Raw genomic sequence first — 18,053 nt, forward strand, 5'->3', positions numbered from 1 at the left:
AAGGCCGAAGTGCGCCAAGCTCCGGCGCGGCGCGGATTCGCGGGCATCGTTGCAGGACGCGAAACACAGGCGCCGCGCCCGGCCGCCGCATCAGGCCGGCACCGACTCCGCCTTCTGCGCGCGCGCCCAGACGCGATGCTTGCCCAGCGTCTCGATGAAGCTCTTCATGACCTGCCTGGCGTCGCTGCCCACGGCGATGCCATCCTCGCCGCTCGGCAGATGCGCGGCGGCGAGCACGTCCTCGCCGTCGCCGATCGCGCCGATCGCCTTCAGATGCTTGAACGCCTCGAGCACGAAGTGGCGCGCGTCGCCGGATTCGGAGAGCGTTTTCGCGCTTTCCTTGCCGCCCGCGACGATCACGCCGTCGAACATGATCGACGGCATGCCGAGAATCGTCGCGTCCGGCTCGACGCCCTGAGCGGGCGGCGCGAGGGTCGGCGAGATGACCTTGGCGTGCGCGCCCTCGGCCTCGAGCGCGTCCTTGACGGCCTGGATGCTGGCGGCGTCGGCGCCCTTCGCGGCGAGGATCGCGACCTTGCGCGTTTTGACCGAAGGCTTGGTCTTGCCGACGATCGACAGCGCCGGCGACTCCTTCAGCGACGACTTGCCGAGTTCCGCCGCGCTCGCGCTTTTCTTCGGCGCGGGCAGCCCGAGATTTTCGGCGACGCGCGCGGCGAGCGTTGCGTCGATGTTGGCGAGAATGCCGAGCTGACGCTCGCGGATATTCTTGCGTTCGACCTTGGAGAGCTCGAACGAATAGCCGCCGACGATGTGATCCTTTTCCGGATCGGTCATGCTGTTCCAGAAGAGCGTCGCCTGCGAATAGTGGTCCTGGAACGACGGGCTGCGCACGCGAATCTTCGAGCCTTCGACGCGCTGCGTGTAGCTTTCGAAGCCGCCTCCCGCCGCGGCCGCGGCGGTTTCCTTCGGCCAGCCGCCGTCGATTGAATTCGGTTCGTAGGACGCTTGCCCCTTGTCGATCGTCTGGCGATGCATCGCGTCGCGCTGGCCGTTGTGCAGCGGAGCGAGCGGACGGTTGATCGGGATTTCGTGGAAGTTGGGACCGCCGAGGCGGCTGATCTGCGTGTCGGTGTACGAGAACAGGCGTCCTTGCAGCAGCGGGTCGTTCGTGAAGTCGATGCCCGGCACGATATGCCCCGGACAGAACGCGACCTGCTCGGTTTCCGCGAAGAAGTTATCGGGATTCCGGTTCAAGGTCATCTTGCCGATCATTTTGATCGGCACGAGCTCTTCGGGAATGAGCTTGGTGGCGTCGAGCAGATCGAAGTCGAACTTGTGTTCGTCGTCTTCCTCGACGATCTGCACGCCGAGTTCCCATTCGGGATAGTCGCCGTTGTCGATCGCGTCCCACAGATCGCGGCGATGGTAGTCCGAGTCCTTGCCCGCGAGCTTCTGCGCCTCGTCCCAGAGAAGCGACGCCGAACCGATGGTCGGACGCCAGTGGAACTTTACGAAACGGCCTTTGCCCTGTGCGTTGATGAACCGGAACGTGTGGATGCCGAAGCCTTCCATGGTGCGCAGGCTTTTCGGGATCGCTCGATCGGACATGGTCCAGAGCACCATGTGGGCCGATTCGGGCACGAGCGAGACGAAGTCCCAAAACGTGTCGTGCGCGGACCCGCCCTGTGGCATTTCATTGTGCGGTTCGGGCTTCACGGCGTGGACGAAATCGGGAAACTTGATCGCGTCCTGAATGAAGAAGATCGGCATGTTGTTGCCGACGAGATCGAAATTGCCTTCGTCGGTATAGAACTTGACGGCGAAGCCGCGCACGTCGCGTACGGTGTCGGCGGAGCCACGCGAGCCTTGGACGGTCGAGAAGCGCACGTAGACGGGCGTTTCCTTCGACGGGTCCTGCAGGAATGCGGCCTTGCTCAGTTCGGCCTGCGATTCATACACCTTGAAGACGCCGTGCGCGGCTGAACCGCGAGCATGGACGATGCGCTCGGGAATGCGTTCGTGGTCGAAGTGCGTGATTTTTTCACGCATGATGAAGTCTTCGAGCAGCGACGGGCCGCGTTCGCCGGCGCGTAAGGTGTTCTGATTATCGGCAATCTTGACGCCTTGATTCGTGGTCAAGGCCTGGTTCGTCGCATCGGTGCGGAAGGTTTCGAGCGCTTCGACCTTCTTGTTGGTATTGCTGTGCGATGGGGTGCGAGCCACGCCGCTCGCAGGTTGCTGCTTTTTTGTTGCCATTTTGAGGGGGACTCCGGTTGGGGTGAGGTTCGGCTCTCGCGCCGCAATCTATGTTCCCGTTCGCGGTTTTGCTGGCGCTTGCTGGTCGTTTGCTTGTGCTTCTGTGAAATCCTGCTTTCGTGTCGGTCTATTGGCGTCGCCCCTCCCCGGGGCAGGGGTAACTTTCTTTGCTGCTGCAAAGAAAGTCACCAAAGAAAGCAGCTTTCTGGACCCGGAGTGCTTGAGGCGGCTTCGTCGTCATGATTCTGAGTGGCCCAGCCTCTAAGTGTCTCCCTCGTAGGCATGACGCGAATTGGATCGCGCACGGTCTGACGAGCTAGAACGTCAAAGTGGCTGGTTCAGCACGAAAGAGCACCGGCACAGCGCTACGCGCTGCCGTGGGGCATGCAAGGGAAACCGTCGTTGGGCGAATGCTATGAGATGGAAGCGTTAGCAGCAAAGCACGGGCGGACCCGATGGACCGGTCGGCGGCGCGCAGCGCAGCGCCGGAGCTTACAGGTGCTGCACCAGCAAGACCAACGGCGAGATGTGGCATTGGGTCCGCGATCCAATGCCCGATCGGGCCTATGAGGGCACTCTTTTAGGCGAGGACCACGGGGAATGAATAAGCATGGCCAAATTGCGTGTGACCGCGGGCCTGAAAAGCTGCTTTCTTTGGTGACTTTCTTTGCAGCCGCAAAGAAAGTTACCCCCGCCCCGGGGAGGGGCAGAGCTAATAGACCGACACGAACGCAGGATTTCATAGAAGCGCAATCCAAACCCTTACCCCTGCCGAAGCAAAAAAATGCTGACGATTAAAAACCTCCACGCCGGCTACGGCAAAGTCAGAGTCCTGCACGGCATATCTTTGACCGTACCAAAGGCAAAAGTAGTGACCTTGATCGGCTCGAACGGCGCCGGCAAGACCACGACCATGCGCGCCATCTCCGGCATGATCAAAGCCACTGAAGGCGAAATCACGATGGGCGTCGGCAGCAACGCGAAGCGCATCGACGCACTGGACTCGCACAGGATCGCCCGCCTGGGCCTGGCCCATTCCCCCGAAGGAAGGCGAGTATTCGCCACGATGTCGGTCACCGATAACCTCTTGCTCGGCGCCTTCCCGCGTCTCACCTGGTCGCGTCCGAAAGGCGACGTCAACGCCGACCTCGAACGCGCGATCGAACTCTTCCCGCGCCTGAAAGAGCGCCGCAATCAGCTTGCCGGCACGCTCTCGGGCGGCGAACAGCAGATGCTCGCCATGGCGCGCGCCATCATGCTCAACCCCGATCTCGTGCTGCTCGACGAACCCTCGATGGGCCTCGCGCCGATTCTCGTCGATGAAGTGTTCCGCATCATCGAGCGCCTCAAGGCCGATGGCGTCACGATGCTGCTCGTCGAGCAATTCGCCGCCGCCGCGCTGAATGTCGCGGATTACGGCTACGTGCTGGAAAACGGCCGTGTCGCGACGCATGGCCCGGCGGAACAATTGCGCAACGATCCATCGGTGAAAGCGGCCTACCTTGGCGCGAGCCACTGAGCTATGACGCACTGCGCAAGACACGCCTGAAGCCTCGAGCGGCAAGCCGCACTATCATGGTTACGGGGCGCACGAACACGTGCGCCCCGACTTTCCGACCAAGGAGCAGCCATGATCAGCGGCAAGACCACTCTGATTGCCCACCTCGGCTACCCGACCGAAGCGTTCAAGGCGCCAATGATCTATAACCCCTGGTTCGACAAACAGGGCATCGACGCGGTCGTCGTGCCCATGGGCGTCAAGCCCGAAGATTACGTCGCCTTCCTGCCGCATCTGTTCAAGCTGACCAATCTCCGCGGCGCGCTCGTCACCATGCCGCACAAGGTCACGACGGTCGGACTCATGGACGAAGTGAGCCCGACCGCGCGCATCGCCGGCGCATGCAACGCGATCCTGAAACGCGATGACGGCACGCTCCTCGGAGATCAGTTCGATGGGGCCGGCTTCGTGCGCGGTGTCGAACGCAAGGGCCGCAAACTCGCCGGCGCGCGCGTGCTGGTGCTCGGCAGCGGCGGCGTCGGCTCGCCGATCGCGGCGTCGCTTGCGGCGGCGGGCGTCGCGGAACTGGCGATCTTCGACACCAACACCGCTTCCGTCGAAGGTCTCGCGCAACGCCTGCGCGATCACTATCCGCAACTCGTGGTCAGAACCGATACCAGAGACCCCGCCGGTTTCGACGTGATCGTCAACGCAACGCCGCTCGGCATGAAAGACACGGACCCGCTGCCGTTCGATATCGAGCGCATCGCGCCTTCTACTTTCGTGGGCGAAGTCGTGATGAAGTCGGAGTACACGCCGCTTCTGCGCGCGGCGAAGGACAAGGGCTGCGCCGTGCAGGTCGGCACCGACATGCTCTTCGAGATGATTCCGGCATATCTCGAGTTCTTCGGCTACGGCACCGCCACGGCCGACGAACTGCGCGCCGTCGCCCGGATCAAGTACGCGTGAGCAGGCTTACACGGACATAACGGAGCAACCGTTCATATCCGTTCCTATACTTCAAACGATGCAAAGGCAGACGCTCATCCTCTGACAAATCGGCCGCACGCGCGCGCGGCGGCCCGTAAAACGCAGGGAGGAATCATGGGATCGACTGCGCCCGGCATTCCGGCCGACGACAAGCATGCGCCCGAACCACACGGCCATCCGGCTCTGCTGGGGCTCTCGCTCGCAGCGCTCGGCGTCGTCTACGGTGATATCGGCACGAGCCCGCTCTACACCCTCAAAACGGTGTTCGATCCCGGCGGTGGCCTGGCCTTGCAGCCCGCCAACGTGATCGGCATCGTGTCGCTGATCTTCTGGTCACTGACCATCATCGTGTCGCTCAAGTACGTCACGCTGATCCTGCGCGCCAACAATCACGGCGAGGGCGGCATCATGGCGCTGCTCGCGCTCGCCGCGTCCTCGGTCGAATCGAAAAAGCGTCTGAAACAGGTGCTGTTGCTCGTTGGCGTGATGGGCGCGGCGCTCTTCTACGGCGATGGCGTCATCACGCCGGCGATTTCGGTGCTGAGCGCCGTCGAAGGGCTCGAAGTGGCCGCGCCCATGTTGCAGCCGTATGTCGTGCCCGTGACGCTCGTCGCGCTGATCGCGCTCTTCATCATGCAGAAGCACGGCACCTCGGGCATAGGCGCGGTGTTCGGGCCTGTCATGGTGCTGTGGTTCATCGTGCTGGCGGTGTCGGGCGTCATGAACATCATCGACGCGCCGCATATTCTCACGGCGCTCGATCCGTTCAAGGGGCTCGAATTCTGTCTGCATCATCGCTGGCTCGCGTTCGTGGCGCTCGGCGCCGTCGTGCTGTCGCTGACCGGTGCGGAGGCGCTGTATGCGGACATGGGCCATTTCGGCTCGCGGCCGATCCGCCTCACGTGGTTCGCCATCGTCTTTCCCGCGCTCGCACTCAACTATCTCGGGCAGGGCGCGCTGCTGATCGCGGACCCGTCCGCGCTGCAGAATCCGTTCTACCGGCTCTTTCCGTCGTGGATGCTCTATCCGATGGTCGTGCTCTCCACGATCGCGACGGTGATCGCCTCGCAAGCGGTCATCTCCGGCACCTACTCGATGACCAAGCAGGCGATGCAACTCGGGTTCCTGCCGCGCATGAGCGTGATCTACACATCGGCCAAGGAGATCGGGCAGATCTATGTGCCGGGCATCAACTGGACGCTCCTGCTCGCGGTCGTGGCCGCCGTGCTCGGTTTCGGCTCGTCGACCGCGCTCGGCTCCGCGTACGGCATCGCGGTGACGGGCACGATGCTCATCACGACCGTGCTGACCTTCTTCGTGGTCCGCTACGCGTGGCACTACAACTGGGCGCTGTGCGTGTTCGCGACGGCCTTCTTCTTCGTGATCGACGCGATGTTCTTCTCCGCCAATTGCCTGAAGATCGCGGAAGGCGGCTGGTTCCCGGTCGCGATCGGCCTCGTGATGTTCACGATCATGGCGACCTGGGGACGCGGCGCGCAGATGATGATTCAGGAAGCGCGCGCACGCGCGGGCGCCACGCCGCTCAAGCCATTCCTCTCGGGCCTGATCGCGAAACGACCGGTGCGCGTGGAAGGCACGGCGATCTTCATGTCGAACGATCCCACCGGTGTGCCGCATTCGCTGCTGAACAACCTGATGCATAACCGCGTGCTGCACGAACATACCGTGTTCCTGACGGTTTCGACGGAGCCCGTGCCGTGGGTCGAAAAGGCCCGCCGCGTGTCGATCGATACGCTCGGCAATGGCTGCTTTCAGGTGACGGTGAATTACGGCTTCAAGGACGAAGTGGATCTGCCCGCGGCGCTGGAAACATGCCGCGCGTCGGGCCTCAAGTTCGACCGAACGACGAGTTCATACTTCCTGTCGCGCGCGACGGTCGTGCCCACGCCGGGCACGGGCATGGCGTTATGGAGGGAACGACTCTTCGCGATCATGCTGCACAATGTGGGAAATGTCGCGGCGTATCTGCGCCTGCCGGCCGATCGCGTCATCGAAGTGGGGACGCGTGTGGAGATATGAAGGCGCAAATCGGCTGATATGTGTGCGTTGACACCAAGCACGCGGCGCGGCGGTGAGCGAGACTGAGAACAAAATCACGCAGCGCGCAGGAGACGCCATGACCGCCAGCAGCACACCGACCCGCCATCCGTTTCCCTCCACCGCCCGCCTCGTCGAACGCGGCAAGATCGTGTCCGCGCGCGAGGCAGTGCGCCTGATCCAGTCCGGCGACACGATCGCGACGAGCGGTTTCGTCGGCATTGGATTCGCGGAGGAAGTGGCGATGGCGCTGGAGGAGCGTTTCGTCGAAGGCGCGCATCCGATCTCCGGTCTCACGCTCGTATATGCGGCCGGTCAGGGCGATGGCCGCGGCAAGGGCCTCAATCATTTCGCGCACGAGGGTCTCGTGAAGCGCGTGATCGGCGGACATTGGGGACTGGTGCCCGGCTTGCAGAAGATGGCGATCGAGAACCGCATCGAAGCCTATAACCTGCCGCAAGGCGTGATCTCGCAACTCTTTCGCGATATCGCCGCGCACCGGCCCGGGCACCTCTCGACAGTGGGTCTCGGCACCTTTGTCGATCCCCGCAACGGCGGCGGCAAGCTCAATGCGCGCACGACCGAAGATGTCGTGCGCCTGATGCCCGTCGATGGCACCGACTATCTGTACTACAAGACCTTTCCGATCGATGTCGCGATCGTGCGCGGCACCACCGCTGACCTGAACGGCAACGTCACGATGGAAAAGGAGGCGCTGACGCTCGAAGCGCTTTCCATTGCGATGGCCGCGCGCAATTCAGGCGGCATCGTCATCGCGCAGGTGGAGCGGCTCGCTGAATCGAACACGCTCAACTCGCGGCAAGTGAAGATTCCCGGCGTGATGGTGGATTGCGTCGTGCTCGCCCGCCCCGAGAATCACTGGCAGACCTTCGGTGAGCAGTACAGCGCGGCGTTTTCCAGCGAATTGCGCGTGGCCGCGAGCTCGGTGCAGCCCATGTCGCTTACGGAGCGCAAGATCATCGCGCGGCGCGCCGCCTTCGAGCTGATGGCCAACAGCGTCGTGAATCTCGGCATCGGCATGCCGGAGGGCATCGCGAGCGTCGCGAACGAAGAGCAGGTGATCGACCTCTTCACGATGACGACCGAGCCCGGCGTGATCGGCGGCATTCCGGCGGGCGGCCTCAACTTCGGCGCGGCGACCAATACTCAGGCGATCATCGATCAGCCGTATCAGTTCGATTTCTATGACGGCGGCGGCCTCGATATCGCCTTTCTCGGTCTCGCGCAGGCGGACCGCGAAGGCAATCTCAACGTGAGCAAGTTCGGCCCGAAGCTCGCGGGCGCGGGCGGCTTCATCAACATCAGTCAGGCCGCGAAGAAGGTCGTGTTCGTCGGCACGTTCAACGCGGGCAAGCTTGATGTGGCGATCGAAGAAGGCAGGCTCGCGATTCGCCGCGAAGGCGACTGCCGCAAGTTCGTCGATGCCGTCGAGCATCGCACGTTCAGCGGGCGCTATGCGGCCGAGCGCGGGCAGACGGTGCTGTATATCACCGAGCGTTGCGTGTTCGAACTCACGCAGGAGGGCCTCGTGCTGACGGAAGTGGCGCCGGGCATCGAAATCGAGCGGGACATCATCGCGCAAATGGGTTTTGCGCCGATCATGAAGACGCCGCCGCGTTTGATGGACGAACGCATTTTCCGCGACGCGCCCATGGGCCTGCGCGCGATCCTGCTCAGGCTCGATCTGTCGGAACGATTCAGCTACGACCCTGAGAAGAATCTCTTCTTCATCAACTTCGAAGGGCACGAAGTCAAGACGCTGGACGATGTCGAAGCGATACGCCGCGAAGTCGAAAAGCAGCTCGCGAGTGCGAAGTCCAGGCCTCACGCCATCGTGAACTACGATAATTTTTCGATTCGCCCCGACATGCTCGACGCCTATTCGGAGATGGTGACGAAGCTGGTGAACGGCCTGTACGATCGCGTGACGCGCTATACGACGAGCAGCTTCCTGCGCCTCAAGCTCGGCGATGCCCTGAAGCGCCGCGGCGTCGCGCCGTATATCTACGAAAGTCCGGAAGAGGCGCGCGAACACGAGTCGAAGCGCGCGGCGGAATAGGGCCGCGCGCCTCGCACGTCATCCTCGCGCGGCCTGACTCGGTGCGGAATCGCGTTGATTGCGCAGCCTGCTGTGGCGAATGCCGTAAGCGAAGTAGATGACGATCCCGATCGCCATCCACACGACCAGCCGTATCCATGTATCGGCAGGCAGGCCCGACATCAGGAACAGCGACGACAGCGCGCCCAGCGGAGCGACGACGTACACGGCAGGCGTCCTGAACGCGCGCTCGAGATTCGGCTGCGTGATGCGCAGCACCAGCACACCGATGCATACCACCATGAAGGCGAACAAGGTGCCGATGCTGACCAGCTCGCCGACCAGGCCGATCGGCAGGAGCCCCGCGAGAATCATGACGATGATGCCGGTGATGATCGTCGTGATGTAGGGCGTATGAAAGCGCGGATGGATCTTCGACGCGAATGGCGGCAACAGGCCGTCCTTTGCCATCGTATAGAAAATTCGCGGCTGCGAGAGCAGCAGCACGAGAATCACGGATGTCAGGCCGAAGATCGCGCCGAGCTTCACGATGGGAGAAAGCCAGCGCATGCCGATCGCATCGACGCCGACCGCGATCGGGTCCGAAACGTTGAGCTTGTCGTAAGAGACGATGCCCGTGAGCACGTATGACACGAGGACGTAGAGAATCGTGCAGATGGTGAGCGAGCCGAGCAGACCTATCGGCATGTCGCGTCGCGGATTGCGCGTTTCCTGAGCCACGCACGAGACCGAGTCGAAACCGATATACGCGAAGAACACCACCGCTGCGCCGCGCAGCACGCCGCTCATGCCGAACACGCCGGATTCCCCTGTATTGGGAGGAATGAACGCGCCGGTCGGGTTCTGCGCCGTGACCCAGTGGCTGGTGTTGACATAGCCGATGCCCGCGCCGATGAACGCCAGCACGATCAGCACCTTGATGACGACGATGAAGCTGTTCACACGCGCAGACTCGCGAATGCCGACAACGAGCAGGATCGTGATGAGGCCGACGATGACCATCGCGGGCACGTTGAGGATCGCCCCCGCATGACTCCAGCCGTGACCGGGGTCGTAGGCGAAGGGCGCTTTCGCGAGCCGCTCCGGTATGTCGATACCGAGCGAATGCAGAAAGCTGACGACATAACCGGACCAGCCGATCGCGACTGTCGTCGCGCCGACCGCGTATTCGAGAATCAGATCCCAGCCGATGAGCCATGCGATCAGCTCGCCCATGGTCGCGTACGCGTATGTGTAGGCGCTGCCCGAGACCGGCACGGTCGAGGCCATTTCGGCATAACACAGGCCCGCGAGCGCACAAACGATTGCGCCGAGCACGAAAGAAATGATGATGGCGGGGCCGGCGTTGGCCGCCGCGGCATGCCCCGTCAGCACGAAGATCCCCGCGCCGATGATGCAGCCTATGCCCAGCATGACGACATCGAGTGCGGTGAGCGAGCGTTTCAGCGCATGGCCGCCGTGCTCCTGAGGGACTTCCTCTGATTCCGCGGCTTCGCTTTGCAGCGCAGCGACGGATTTTCTTTGCATGACGGTCACGATCGCCTCCTGTGCGGCGGCAGCGCAGCCGCGCCGTGTGGCGCGGCGAAGTCTGTCCGCCCGTTCGAGTGCGGGATGTTCCGCGTTCCTGCCGCTTCACGCCTGCACGTTCGTTCTGACGTATTGTCGTTTCGTGATAGCAGATTTTGCCGGGGAATTCGAGCACGGGTCGGTGCAACAGGCGAGTGGAGCAAGGTTTTTGCTGCCCGCTCGTCCGCGGCTTGCGCTGCGCAGCAGGATCCGTGCCGCGACTTTCGGAATGGGCATTCCCCTGGCGCTAGGCAAGACCCCACGACATTCAAGGACTTATCGGAGCCGTCCTGGGCATCTTTGCGCCGGGCACTATAATCAATTCGCGCATTTCATTTTTTATTCCGGAATCCGTTCCAGCCAGACTCATGGAGCGTTCACCGGACCATTCCTTACGGGAGATTTGATATGGCTATACGCATTGGTGATGAAGCCCCCGATTTCACGGCAGAGACGACCCAGGGCACCGTCCGCTTCCACGAGTGGATCGGCGATCAGTGGGCGATCCTGTTCTCGCATCCGAAGGACTTCACGCCCGTCTGCACGACCGAACTCGGCTATATGGCCAAGCTCAAGCCCGAGTTCGACAAGCGCAATACGAAGATCATCGGCCTGTCCATCGATCCGGTGACCAATCACGCGAACTGGGCGAAGGATATCGAGGAGACGCAGGGCAGCGCGGTCAATTATCCGATGATCGGCGACGCTGACCTGAACGTCGCCAAGCTCTACGACATGATCCATCCGAACGCGAGCGGCGCGAACCCGCGCACCGCAAACGACAATGCGACGATCCGCGCCGTGTTCCTGATCGGCCCGGACAAGAAGGTGAAGGCCACGTTCACGTATCCGATGAGCGCGGGCCGCAACTTCGACGAAGTGCTGCGCCTGCTGGACGCGCTGCAACTGAACGCGAAGCATGCGGTCGCGACGCCGGTGAACTGGAAACCGGGTGACGACGTGATCATCCCGACGTCGGTGTCGGATGAAGACGCGAAGAAGAAGTATCCCGATGGCTTCAAGACGCTGAAGCCTTATCTGCGCACGGTGGCGCAGCCGAAGTAAGGCTCGCGCGCTCACGCGTCAACGCGCCGGTCCGCTCAATGCGGACCGGCGCTTTTCATGTCCGGCGCTGCACTGAAATCAGCTATGCCCGGTGCGGCGCTCGGGCGCCGTATCCACTTCGCCGGGGCGGCGCAGCATTTTGTCCACCTCGCCGGCGTGCATTTCCTCGGTCTCGATCATCTGCCGCGCATATTCCTCCAGCGCGACGGAGCGGTCCTCGACGAGCGTCAGCAACTCCCGATAAAGACCGAGCGCGACGTTCTCCGCCTGCAGCGATTCGCGCAGGATCGTGCTGATGTCGAATGTGTGATTATCGAGAAGCGGGCCGATTCCCAGCGACGGGTACGCGCCGAGCGTCGTGATCCATTCGCCGGCCTGATGCGCGTGCAATAGGGATTCATCGGCCTGTGCACGTAGCCACGACACGATCGGAATGCGGCCGAAGCCGAATACGAGAAACGAATAGTGCGTGTAACGCACGACGCCTGCCAGTTCGGATTCGAGAATCTTGTTCAGGACGCCGACTACCTTTTCCTTTTCGAGCTCTGCCATTCTTGCCTCCGTATTTCCAACGCCAAGCGCTCCGTGAGACGGATGGGCCAAGATTCATCGCATGCGGGGCTTCACTCATTGTAGTCACGCGAGCGCCGCATGCGAGGCGAATCTGCGGCGGCGGGGCGCGCAAGATGCGCTCCCGGCGTTGGCAGGAGGCGGTGCGACGGCCTCGCGGCCGCGGCAACGGTAGGGCAAGGAGAAAAGAAAAGAGCAGCGGAAACGGCGCTCAGACCGTTTCTTCGATCCACAGCGCGGCAGTGCGCGTGAGCACTTGCGACATCGCATTGCGCGCGGCGTCGCTGTCGCTGGTTTCGATGGCGCGCACGAGCCTGCTGTAATCGCCGAGCTGCGAATCGGGCACGCGCGGCAACGCATGTGGCTGTGTGCGCAAGGCCGATTTCATCGTCCTGATGCCGACGCGCACGACGCTGCCCATCTGGCGCAGCACTTCGTCGCCGCTGGCCTCGACGATGGCCGCCTGCAATGCTTCCTCGGCGGCGGACTGCAACGGCTCGGACGGACTCGCGTGCAGGAGCCGCTGATACGCCGCGTTGATCGCGATACGCTGATGCCGGTTCGCGCGCGACGCGGCGAGCGCAGCCGCGGGTGGATCGACCAGCGAGCGGAACGCGAGCAGCCTGCGCAGGCAATCGGGATCGGGCAGCGCGCGCAGACGCCATTCGGCCACCTCCGGATCCATGATGAGCCACTCGCGCGCCGGCTTGATGCGGGTGCCCGTCTTGGGCCGCACATCGAGCATGCGGCGCGAGATGAGAATGCTGAGCGCCTCGCGCATGATGGTCCGGCTCACGCCATGCTTCTTCGACAGAATCACTTGTGGCGGCAGGACGTTGTCCTGGTATTCGCCGTTCACGATGCCCGCGACGAGTTGATTCACTACGCGCTTGACGAGCGATGCTTCATATCCATGATTCATGTTTTTTTTCTCGTGATAACGCCCGTGCCCGAGGCTTGGCGCCCTTCGTCGCCGAATGGCGAAACCTCACGCTTGTCTACGATCACGGCGCCTCGGCGCGCCGCGTGGCCGCCCCTTGGCCGCGCGACGCGCTTCCCTTTAGGCCCACCGTAACTGGTCTCTTTTTTTGTTCAACCCCCGGTGCGGTCGACCCTGGCGCAAGACGTGCCGATCCGCTGAAGGAAAGCGTATATCCGTGTGGCCCCGTTTAACAATATGGTTCACCGCTAATTCGACTGACTATCGTGCGTCCGCCCACAAACGCGGCCCGAGGCGGCTCGAGCGTGAATTTGCCTCATTGCGCGCAAGCGTTTGCGCCTCATCGGTTATGCGAAGCATCGAACGGTGCGGCCGATGCGCCTTGCCATGTGTTATTTTTGCGAGCCTGTGCTGTGCACGCTGAAAAGCTTAATCAAACTCAACGCAACGAGGAGAAGCGAAACATGAAAGTCGCCGTCATGGGAGCTGGCGCGGTTGGTTGTTACTACGGCGGCATGCTCGCGCGCGCGGGTCACGAGGTCGTGCTGATCGCACGGCCTCAGCATGTCGAAGCCGTGGAACGCGACGGCTTGCGGCTCGACACGCAGCACTTCGACGAGCGCGTGCGCGTGGCCGCGAGCACCGAGGCGAGCGCTGCCCAAGGCGCGCAACTCGTGTTGTTCTGCGTGAAGTCGACCGACACCGACAGCGCGGCGCACGCGCTCGCACCTCATCTCGCAGCCGACACGCTCGTGCTGTCCTTGCAGAACGGCGTGGAGAACGCCGAGCGGCTGCGCGAACTGCTGCCGCAGGAAGCGGCCGCCGCGGTCGTGTACGTGGCGGCCGAAATGGCGGGCCCCGGGCATGTGAAGCACAACGGGCGCGGCGAGCTCGTGATCGAACCATCGACGCAAAGCGCGGACGTTGCGCGCACGCTCATCGAGGCGGGCGTGCCGACCGAGATTTCCGACAACGTGCGCGGCGCGCTGTGGGCGAAGCTCGTGCTGAACTGCGCGTACAACGCGCTCTCGGCGATCACGCAATTGCCGTACGGCAAGCTCGTGCAGGGCGAGGGCATCACGCGCGCGATGCGCGATGTCGTCGATGAATGTCTGGCGGTCGCCAAAGCCGATGGCGTGACCATGCCCGCCGACGTCGATGCCGCCGTGCGCCGCATCGCGGAGACGATGCCGAACCAGTACTCGTCGACGGCCCAGGATCTCGCGCGCGGCAAGACCAGCGAGATCGATCACCTGAACGGACTGATCGTGCGGCGCGGCGAGGCGCTCGGCGTGCCGACGCCCGCGAATCGCGTGCTGCACGCACTCGTTAAGGCAATCGAAAGCAAAGGAGCGTAACAGGCGATCGTGGTTGAACCGGGCACGGCCGATGCTGAATTATGCAGCGCGTACAGAAAACACCGTGCGCAGCCCAACACACCGGAGGTTCACCATGAAATCGTTCGTCAAAGCAGTGGCCGTCGCCGCCGTGGTGGTGGCGCCGGCAATTTCCTTCGCGCAGACCGGTTCGACGGTGACGCGCAGCGAGGTGAAGCAGGACTTGCAGCGCGTCGAAGCCGCGGGCTATGACCCGGCGCGCTCGGATCAGACTTCTTATCCGGCGGATATTAAGGCCGCTGAGAAGCGCGCATCTTCACAGAGCAACGCCTACAACGCCGACATGAACTCATATGGCGGCGCGGCAGCCGGCAGGTCTGCCGCAGGCACGCGCACCATGATGCCGCCGATGGACAACGACCGCACCAAGCCGACTTACCTCGGCCGTTGATGCAGGCAAGGTCGGGGCGGGTTCTGCGTCTTCCGCGCAACGGCGCTAGTATCAGCTCTTGCGCTTGATTTCGAGCGTTCGTTCGCAGGAAGACACTCATGGACAAAGCCGTCAAGATTCCCGGCCCCGATCATCCGATCACGATTGAGCCCAGCCCGTCTCGCGTCGTCGTGAAAGCGGGCGGGCGCGTGATCGTCGATACCCGGGCGGCGCTGTCGCTGCGCGAAGCGTCATATCCGGAAGTGCTTTATGTGCCACGCAAGGACGTGGACATGACGCAACTCGAACGCACGTTGCACACGACATATTGCCCTTACAAGGGCGAATGCAGCTATTACAGTATTCCCGCTGGTGGCCAAAAGGCTGTCAACGCGGTGTGGTCCTATGAGTCGCCCTACGAGGCCGTCGCCGCGATCAAGGATCATCTCGCGTTCTATCGCGACCGAGTCGATTCGTTCGAAGTCGTTTAGCGGCTCAGTCGAGAAACGATCGGGCGTTGTGTTTGAGCATCGCGCTGAAGTCGTCGAGCCAGCCGAGCGACAGACGCCAGCTTTGCCAGTAAAGATCGACATCGAAACGCGCACCCGGCGACACTTCCACGAGTTCGCCGGTTTCCAGTTCGCGCGCGACGAGCCGTTGCGGACACATGCCCCACGCCAGCCCCGACGTACATGCGCGCACGAAGCCCGCACCATGCGGCACGAAGTGCCCGGGCGGGTCGATATCCGTGCGGCTCACGCGCTTGAGAAAGCGCTTTTGTAGCTCATCCTTCTCGTTGAAATTCACGCATGGAGCGCGGCGTAATGCGTCGCGCGTGAGTCCCTCGCTGAAATGGCGCGAGAAGTAGGCGGGCGAGCAGACCGCGCGATAGCGCATGCGTCCGAGCTTCATCGAGCGCCAGCCGGGCAGCGCCTCGGCTTGCGTCGTGACGGCGCCTTGCACGTCGCCGGCGCGGATGCGCTGCGCGGTGTGATCCTGATCGTCCACCACGAGATCGAACAGCAGGTCTCGTTCGATGCAGAATTGCGCGGCTGCCTCGATGAACCAGGTGCTCATGCTGTCGTCATTGACCGCGATGCGCAGTTTCGCGCGCCGCTCGCTTGGCGTGCCGGGCAGCGTCGGCATGCGTCCGCCGAGTTCGGCTTCCAGCAACTGAACGCGTTCCGTGTGGCGGCACAGCAGCGCGCCCGAGGCGGTCGCCTCGCACGGCTGGGCACGCCTGATCAGAAGACTTCCGACACGCTCTTCCAGCAGCTTGACGCGTTGCGACACGGCGGAGGGCGTGACGTTAAGTTCCCGCGCAGCGCGTTCGAAGGAGCCGGTGCGAACGACGGCCAGCAGCGCATCCAGCAGGTCATAGTCGAGCATTAGCGTTCCTTAATCCAAACAAGAAAGTTTAGCTGTTTGAATCCGCCTGCCCAATGCAGACTAGGCTCATTCTTCTGTTCCAATCAGGTCACGCCATGCAAATCAAGCCTTTCAAGCTCGAACGCTATTTCGCGCAGCACGAATTCACCGCGCACCATCTGCTGTGCAGTTCAGATCCCGAATCGATGTCCGTCGGCGAGCTGCTCGCCTTCGAGCCGGACTCGCTCGACGGTCTGCGCGACACCTGGCTCGGCTATACCGAATACCCGGGCGCGCCCGCGCTGCGCCGTGAACTCGCGGCGCTGTACGAGAATGTCGGGGAACAGGAGATCATCGTGCATACGGGCGCGCAGGAGGCGATCTACTCGTTCATGCAGACGATGCTCGCGCCGGGCGATCACATGATCGTTCAAATGCCCGGTTACCAGTCACATTACTCGGTCGCGCAATCCATGGGCGTGAAGGTATCGCCCTGGCTGGCGCGCGAGGAGGCAGGATGGGCGCCGGACCTCGATGAACTCGCGTCGCTCGTCACGCCCGCCACGCGTGCGCTGGTGATCTGCGCACCGCACAATCCGACCGGTTATCTGCCATCTCGCGATGTGTTCGATGCGATCGTCGGCTTCGCACGCAAGCATCGCCTATGGCTCTTCAGCGACGAGGTGTATCGCGGACTGGAGCACGATCCCGCCGATCGCCTGTCCGCCGCATGCGACGTGTATGAGCGCGCGATCTCGCTCGGAGCGTTGTCGAAGACCCACGGTCTCGCGGGTCTGCGCCTCGGATGGATCGCGACGAAAAGCAGTCAAGCGCTCGAACGCATGAGCACGTTCAAGGACTATCTCACCATCAGCAACAGCGCGCCGAGCGAATATCTGGCGACCATCGCGGTGCGCCATACCGAGGCCCTGCTCGAACGAAACACCTCCATCGCGCGCGCGAATTTGCGTCTGCTCGACGACTTCTTCGCGCGTCACTCGGACCGCTTCGAATGGCATCGGCCGCGCGCGGGAACGATCGGCTTCGTGCGTCTGAAGCACGCACACGCCGCCCGGTTCTGCGCGGAACTGCTCGAAGGCACGGGCGTGCTGCTGCTGCCTTCGATGCTCGTCGATCATGGCGACGCGCATGTGCGTCTGGGCTTCGGCAGACGCAACATGCCCGAAGTGCTCGCCATCCTCGAAGCCTACTTGGCCGCGACCGTCACGAGCACGGCATCCTGACGATACGCAGCCGGAAACATCTGCTTCAGATTGCCGATCTTCGGAAGATCGTTGATCGCGATGTACGGGCTTTCCGGATGTTCCGTCAGATAGTTCTGGTGATAGCCTTCGGCCGGATAAAAGCCCTTGTAGTCTTCGACCTTCGTCACGATCTTGCCGCTATAGACATGGGCCTTGTCGAGTTGCACGATATATTCATTCGCGATATCGCGCTGCGCGGCATTGGTCGGAAACACCGCCGAACGGTATTGCGTGCCATGATCCGGGCCCTGATAGTTCAACTCGGTCGGGTTGTGCGCGACCGAGAAGAATATCTGCAGAAGCTTGCCGTAGCTGATCTGGGCAGGGTCGTAAGTCACGCGCACGGATTCCGCGTGGCCGGTATCGCCTTCGCTCACGCGATCGTATTGCGCGGTATCCGCCGCACCGCCCGCATACCCCGACATCACTTCCTTCACGCCGCGCACGTGCTGAAACACGCCTTGCACGCCCCAGAAGCATCCGCCCGCGAACACGGCCGTTTCGGTGTGCGCGCTGCCGGCGGTTTCGTCGTGGGCGGGCGGCGGAATCCTGACTGCCGGCTCGCTCGAATGCGCGGCGCGCTGCAATGCGAATGCGCCCGCGAACAGCACGGCTACGCTCGCGACCTTGAAAGTCTTGCTGGTGGTTCTCAACATGACTGCTCCTCGA

Annotated in this window: 15 protein-coding genes; 9 read left to right on the forward strand and 6 right to left on the reverse strand. The window is 62.8% G+C overall.

All coding sequences use genetic code 11. The features are described 5' to 3' along the window. Positions 1–90: 90 nt before the first annotated feature. The gene (gene katE / locus AWB79_RS19680) at positions 91–2,217 is read right to left on the reverse strand and encodes a catalase HPII (protein WP_061169116.1); all 2,127 of its coding nucleotides are present in this window, start codon (positions 2,215–2,217) and stop codon (positions 91–93) included. A gap of 784 nt (positions 2,218–3,001) precedes the next feature. Between katE and AWB79_RS19685 the strand changes: the two genes are divergently transcribed. The 4 genes from AWB79_RS19685 to AWB79_RS19700 all read left to right on the forward strand — a co-directional run bounded on the left by AWB79_RS19685 (position 3,002) and on the right by AWB79_RS19700 (position 8,843). Continuing rightward, on the forward strand, positions 3,002–3,736 hold the full coding sequence (locus AWB79_RS19685) for an ABC transporter ATP-binding protein (protein ID WP_061169117.1): 735 nt from the start codon (positions 3,002–3,004) through the stop codon (positions 3,734–3,736). A 111-nt stretch (positions 3,737–3,847) separates the two neighbouring features. Next, entirely contained in the window at positions 3,848–4,684 is an 837-nt protein-coding gene (locus tag AWB79_RS19690; protein WP_061169118.1) for a shikimate dehydrogenase family protein, read from the forward strand. Positions 4,685–4,819: 135 nt separating this feature from the next. After that, entirely contained in the window at positions 4,820–6,745 is a 1,926-nt protein-coding gene (locus tag AWB79_RS19695; protein ID WP_061169119.1) for a potassium transporter Kup, read from the forward strand. A 97-nt stretch (positions 6,746–6,842) separates the two neighbouring features. Beyond that, positions 6,843–8,843: an acyl CoA:acetate/3-ketoacid CoA transferase gene (locus AWB79_RS19700; RefSeq protein ID WP_061169120.1), complete on the forward strand. Its 2,001-nt coding sequence runs from the start codon at positions 6,843–6,845 to the stop codon at positions 8,841–8,843. A gap of 18 nt (positions 8,844–8,861) precedes the next feature. Here AWB79_RS19700 and AWB79_RS19705 read toward each other — a convergent pair whose 3' ends face one another. Beyond that, positions 8,862–10,370, reverse strand: a complete 1,509-nt coding sequence (locus AWB79_RS19705; RefSeq protein ID WP_061169121.1) for an amino acid permease — start codon at positions 10,368–10,370, stop codon at positions 8,862–8,864. Between the two features lie 447 nt (positions 10,371–10,817). Here AWB79_RS19705 and AWB79_RS19710 point away from each other — a divergent pair, with 447 nt between their 5' ends. Then, entirely contained in the window at positions 10,818–11,474 is a 657-nt protein-coding gene (locus AWB79_RS19710; RefSeq protein WP_061169122.1) for a peroxiredoxin, read from the forward strand. 78 nt (positions 11,475–11,552) lie between these two features. Here the strand turns inward: AWB79_RS19710 and AWB79_RS19715 are convergent, their stop codons facing one another. Continuing rightward, entirely contained in the window at positions 11,553–12,026 is a 474-nt protein-coding gene (locus AWB79_RS19715) for a ferritin-like domain-containing protein (RefSeq protein WP_061169123.1), read from the reverse strand. A gap of 229 nt (positions 12,027–12,255) precedes the next feature. After that, complete coding sequence (locus AWB79_RS19720; RefSeq protein ID WP_061169124.1) at positions 12,256–12,966, reverse strand: FadR/GntR family transcriptional regulator; 711 nt, start codon at positions 12,964–12,966, stop codon at positions 12,256–12,258. 431 nt (positions 12,967–13,397) lie between these two features. Here AWB79_RS19720 and AWB79_RS19725 point away from each other — a divergent pair, with 431 nt between their 5' ends. The 3 genes from AWB79_RS19725 to AWB79_RS19735 all read left to right on the forward strand — a co-directional run bounded on the left by AWB79_RS19725 (position 13,398) and on the right by AWB79_RS19735 (position 15,242). Continuing rightward, positions 13,398–14,342, forward strand: a complete 945-nt coding sequence (locus tag AWB79_RS19725) for a ketopantoate reductase family protein (RefSeq protein WP_074169397.1) — start codon at positions 13,398–13,400, stop codon at positions 14,340–14,342. Positions 14,343–14,436: 94 nt separating this feature from the next. Further along, complete coding sequence (locus AWB79_RS19730) at positions 14,437–14,772, forward strand: DUF4148 domain-containing protein (protein WP_061169126.1); 336 nt, start codon at positions 14,437–14,439, stop codon at positions 14,770–14,772. 98 nt (positions 14,773–14,870) lie between these two features. Continuing rightward, entirely contained in the window at positions 14,871–15,242 is a 372-nt protein-coding gene (locus AWB79_RS19735) for a DUF427 domain-containing protein (protein WP_061169127.1), read from the forward strand. Between the two features lie 4 nt (positions 15,243–15,246). Here AWB79_RS19735 and AWB79_RS19740 read toward each other — a convergent pair whose 3' ends face one another. Next, positions 15,247–16,140 (reverse strand): LysR family transcriptional regulator ArgP, encoded by an 894-nt coding sequence (locus AWB79_RS19740; RefSeq protein ID WP_061169128.1) that lies wholly within the window; start codon positions 16,138–16,140, stop codon positions 15,247–15,249. 95 nt (positions 16,141–16,235) lie between these two features. Between AWB79_RS19740 and AWB79_RS19745 the strand changes: the two genes are divergently transcribed. After that, positions 16,236–17,363 carry an aminotransferase class I/II-fold pyridoxal phosphate-dependent enzyme gene (locus tag AWB79_RS19745; protein WP_061169129.1) on the forward strand — a complete coding sequence of 376 codons (1,128 nt, stop codon included), beginning with the start codon at positions 16,236–16,238 and terminating at the stop codon, positions 17,361–17,363. On the opposite strand, the gene msrA is transcribed toward AWB79_RS19745, so the two are convergent. Then, entirely contained in the window at positions 17,327–18,040 is a 714-nt protein-coding gene (gene msrA, locus AWB79_RS19750; protein ID WP_061169130.1) for a peptide-methionine (S)-S-oxide reductase MsrA, read from the reverse strand. The genes AWB79_RS19745 and msrA overlap by 37 nt on opposite strands. Between the last annotated feature and the right edge of the window lie 13 nt (positions 18,041–18,053).

This window comes from Caballeronia hypogeia (assembly GCF_001544875.2).
Classification (GTDB): domain Bacteria; phylum Pseudomonadota; class Gammaproteobacteria; order Burkholderiales; family Burkholderiaceae; genus Caballeronia; species Caballeronia hypogeia.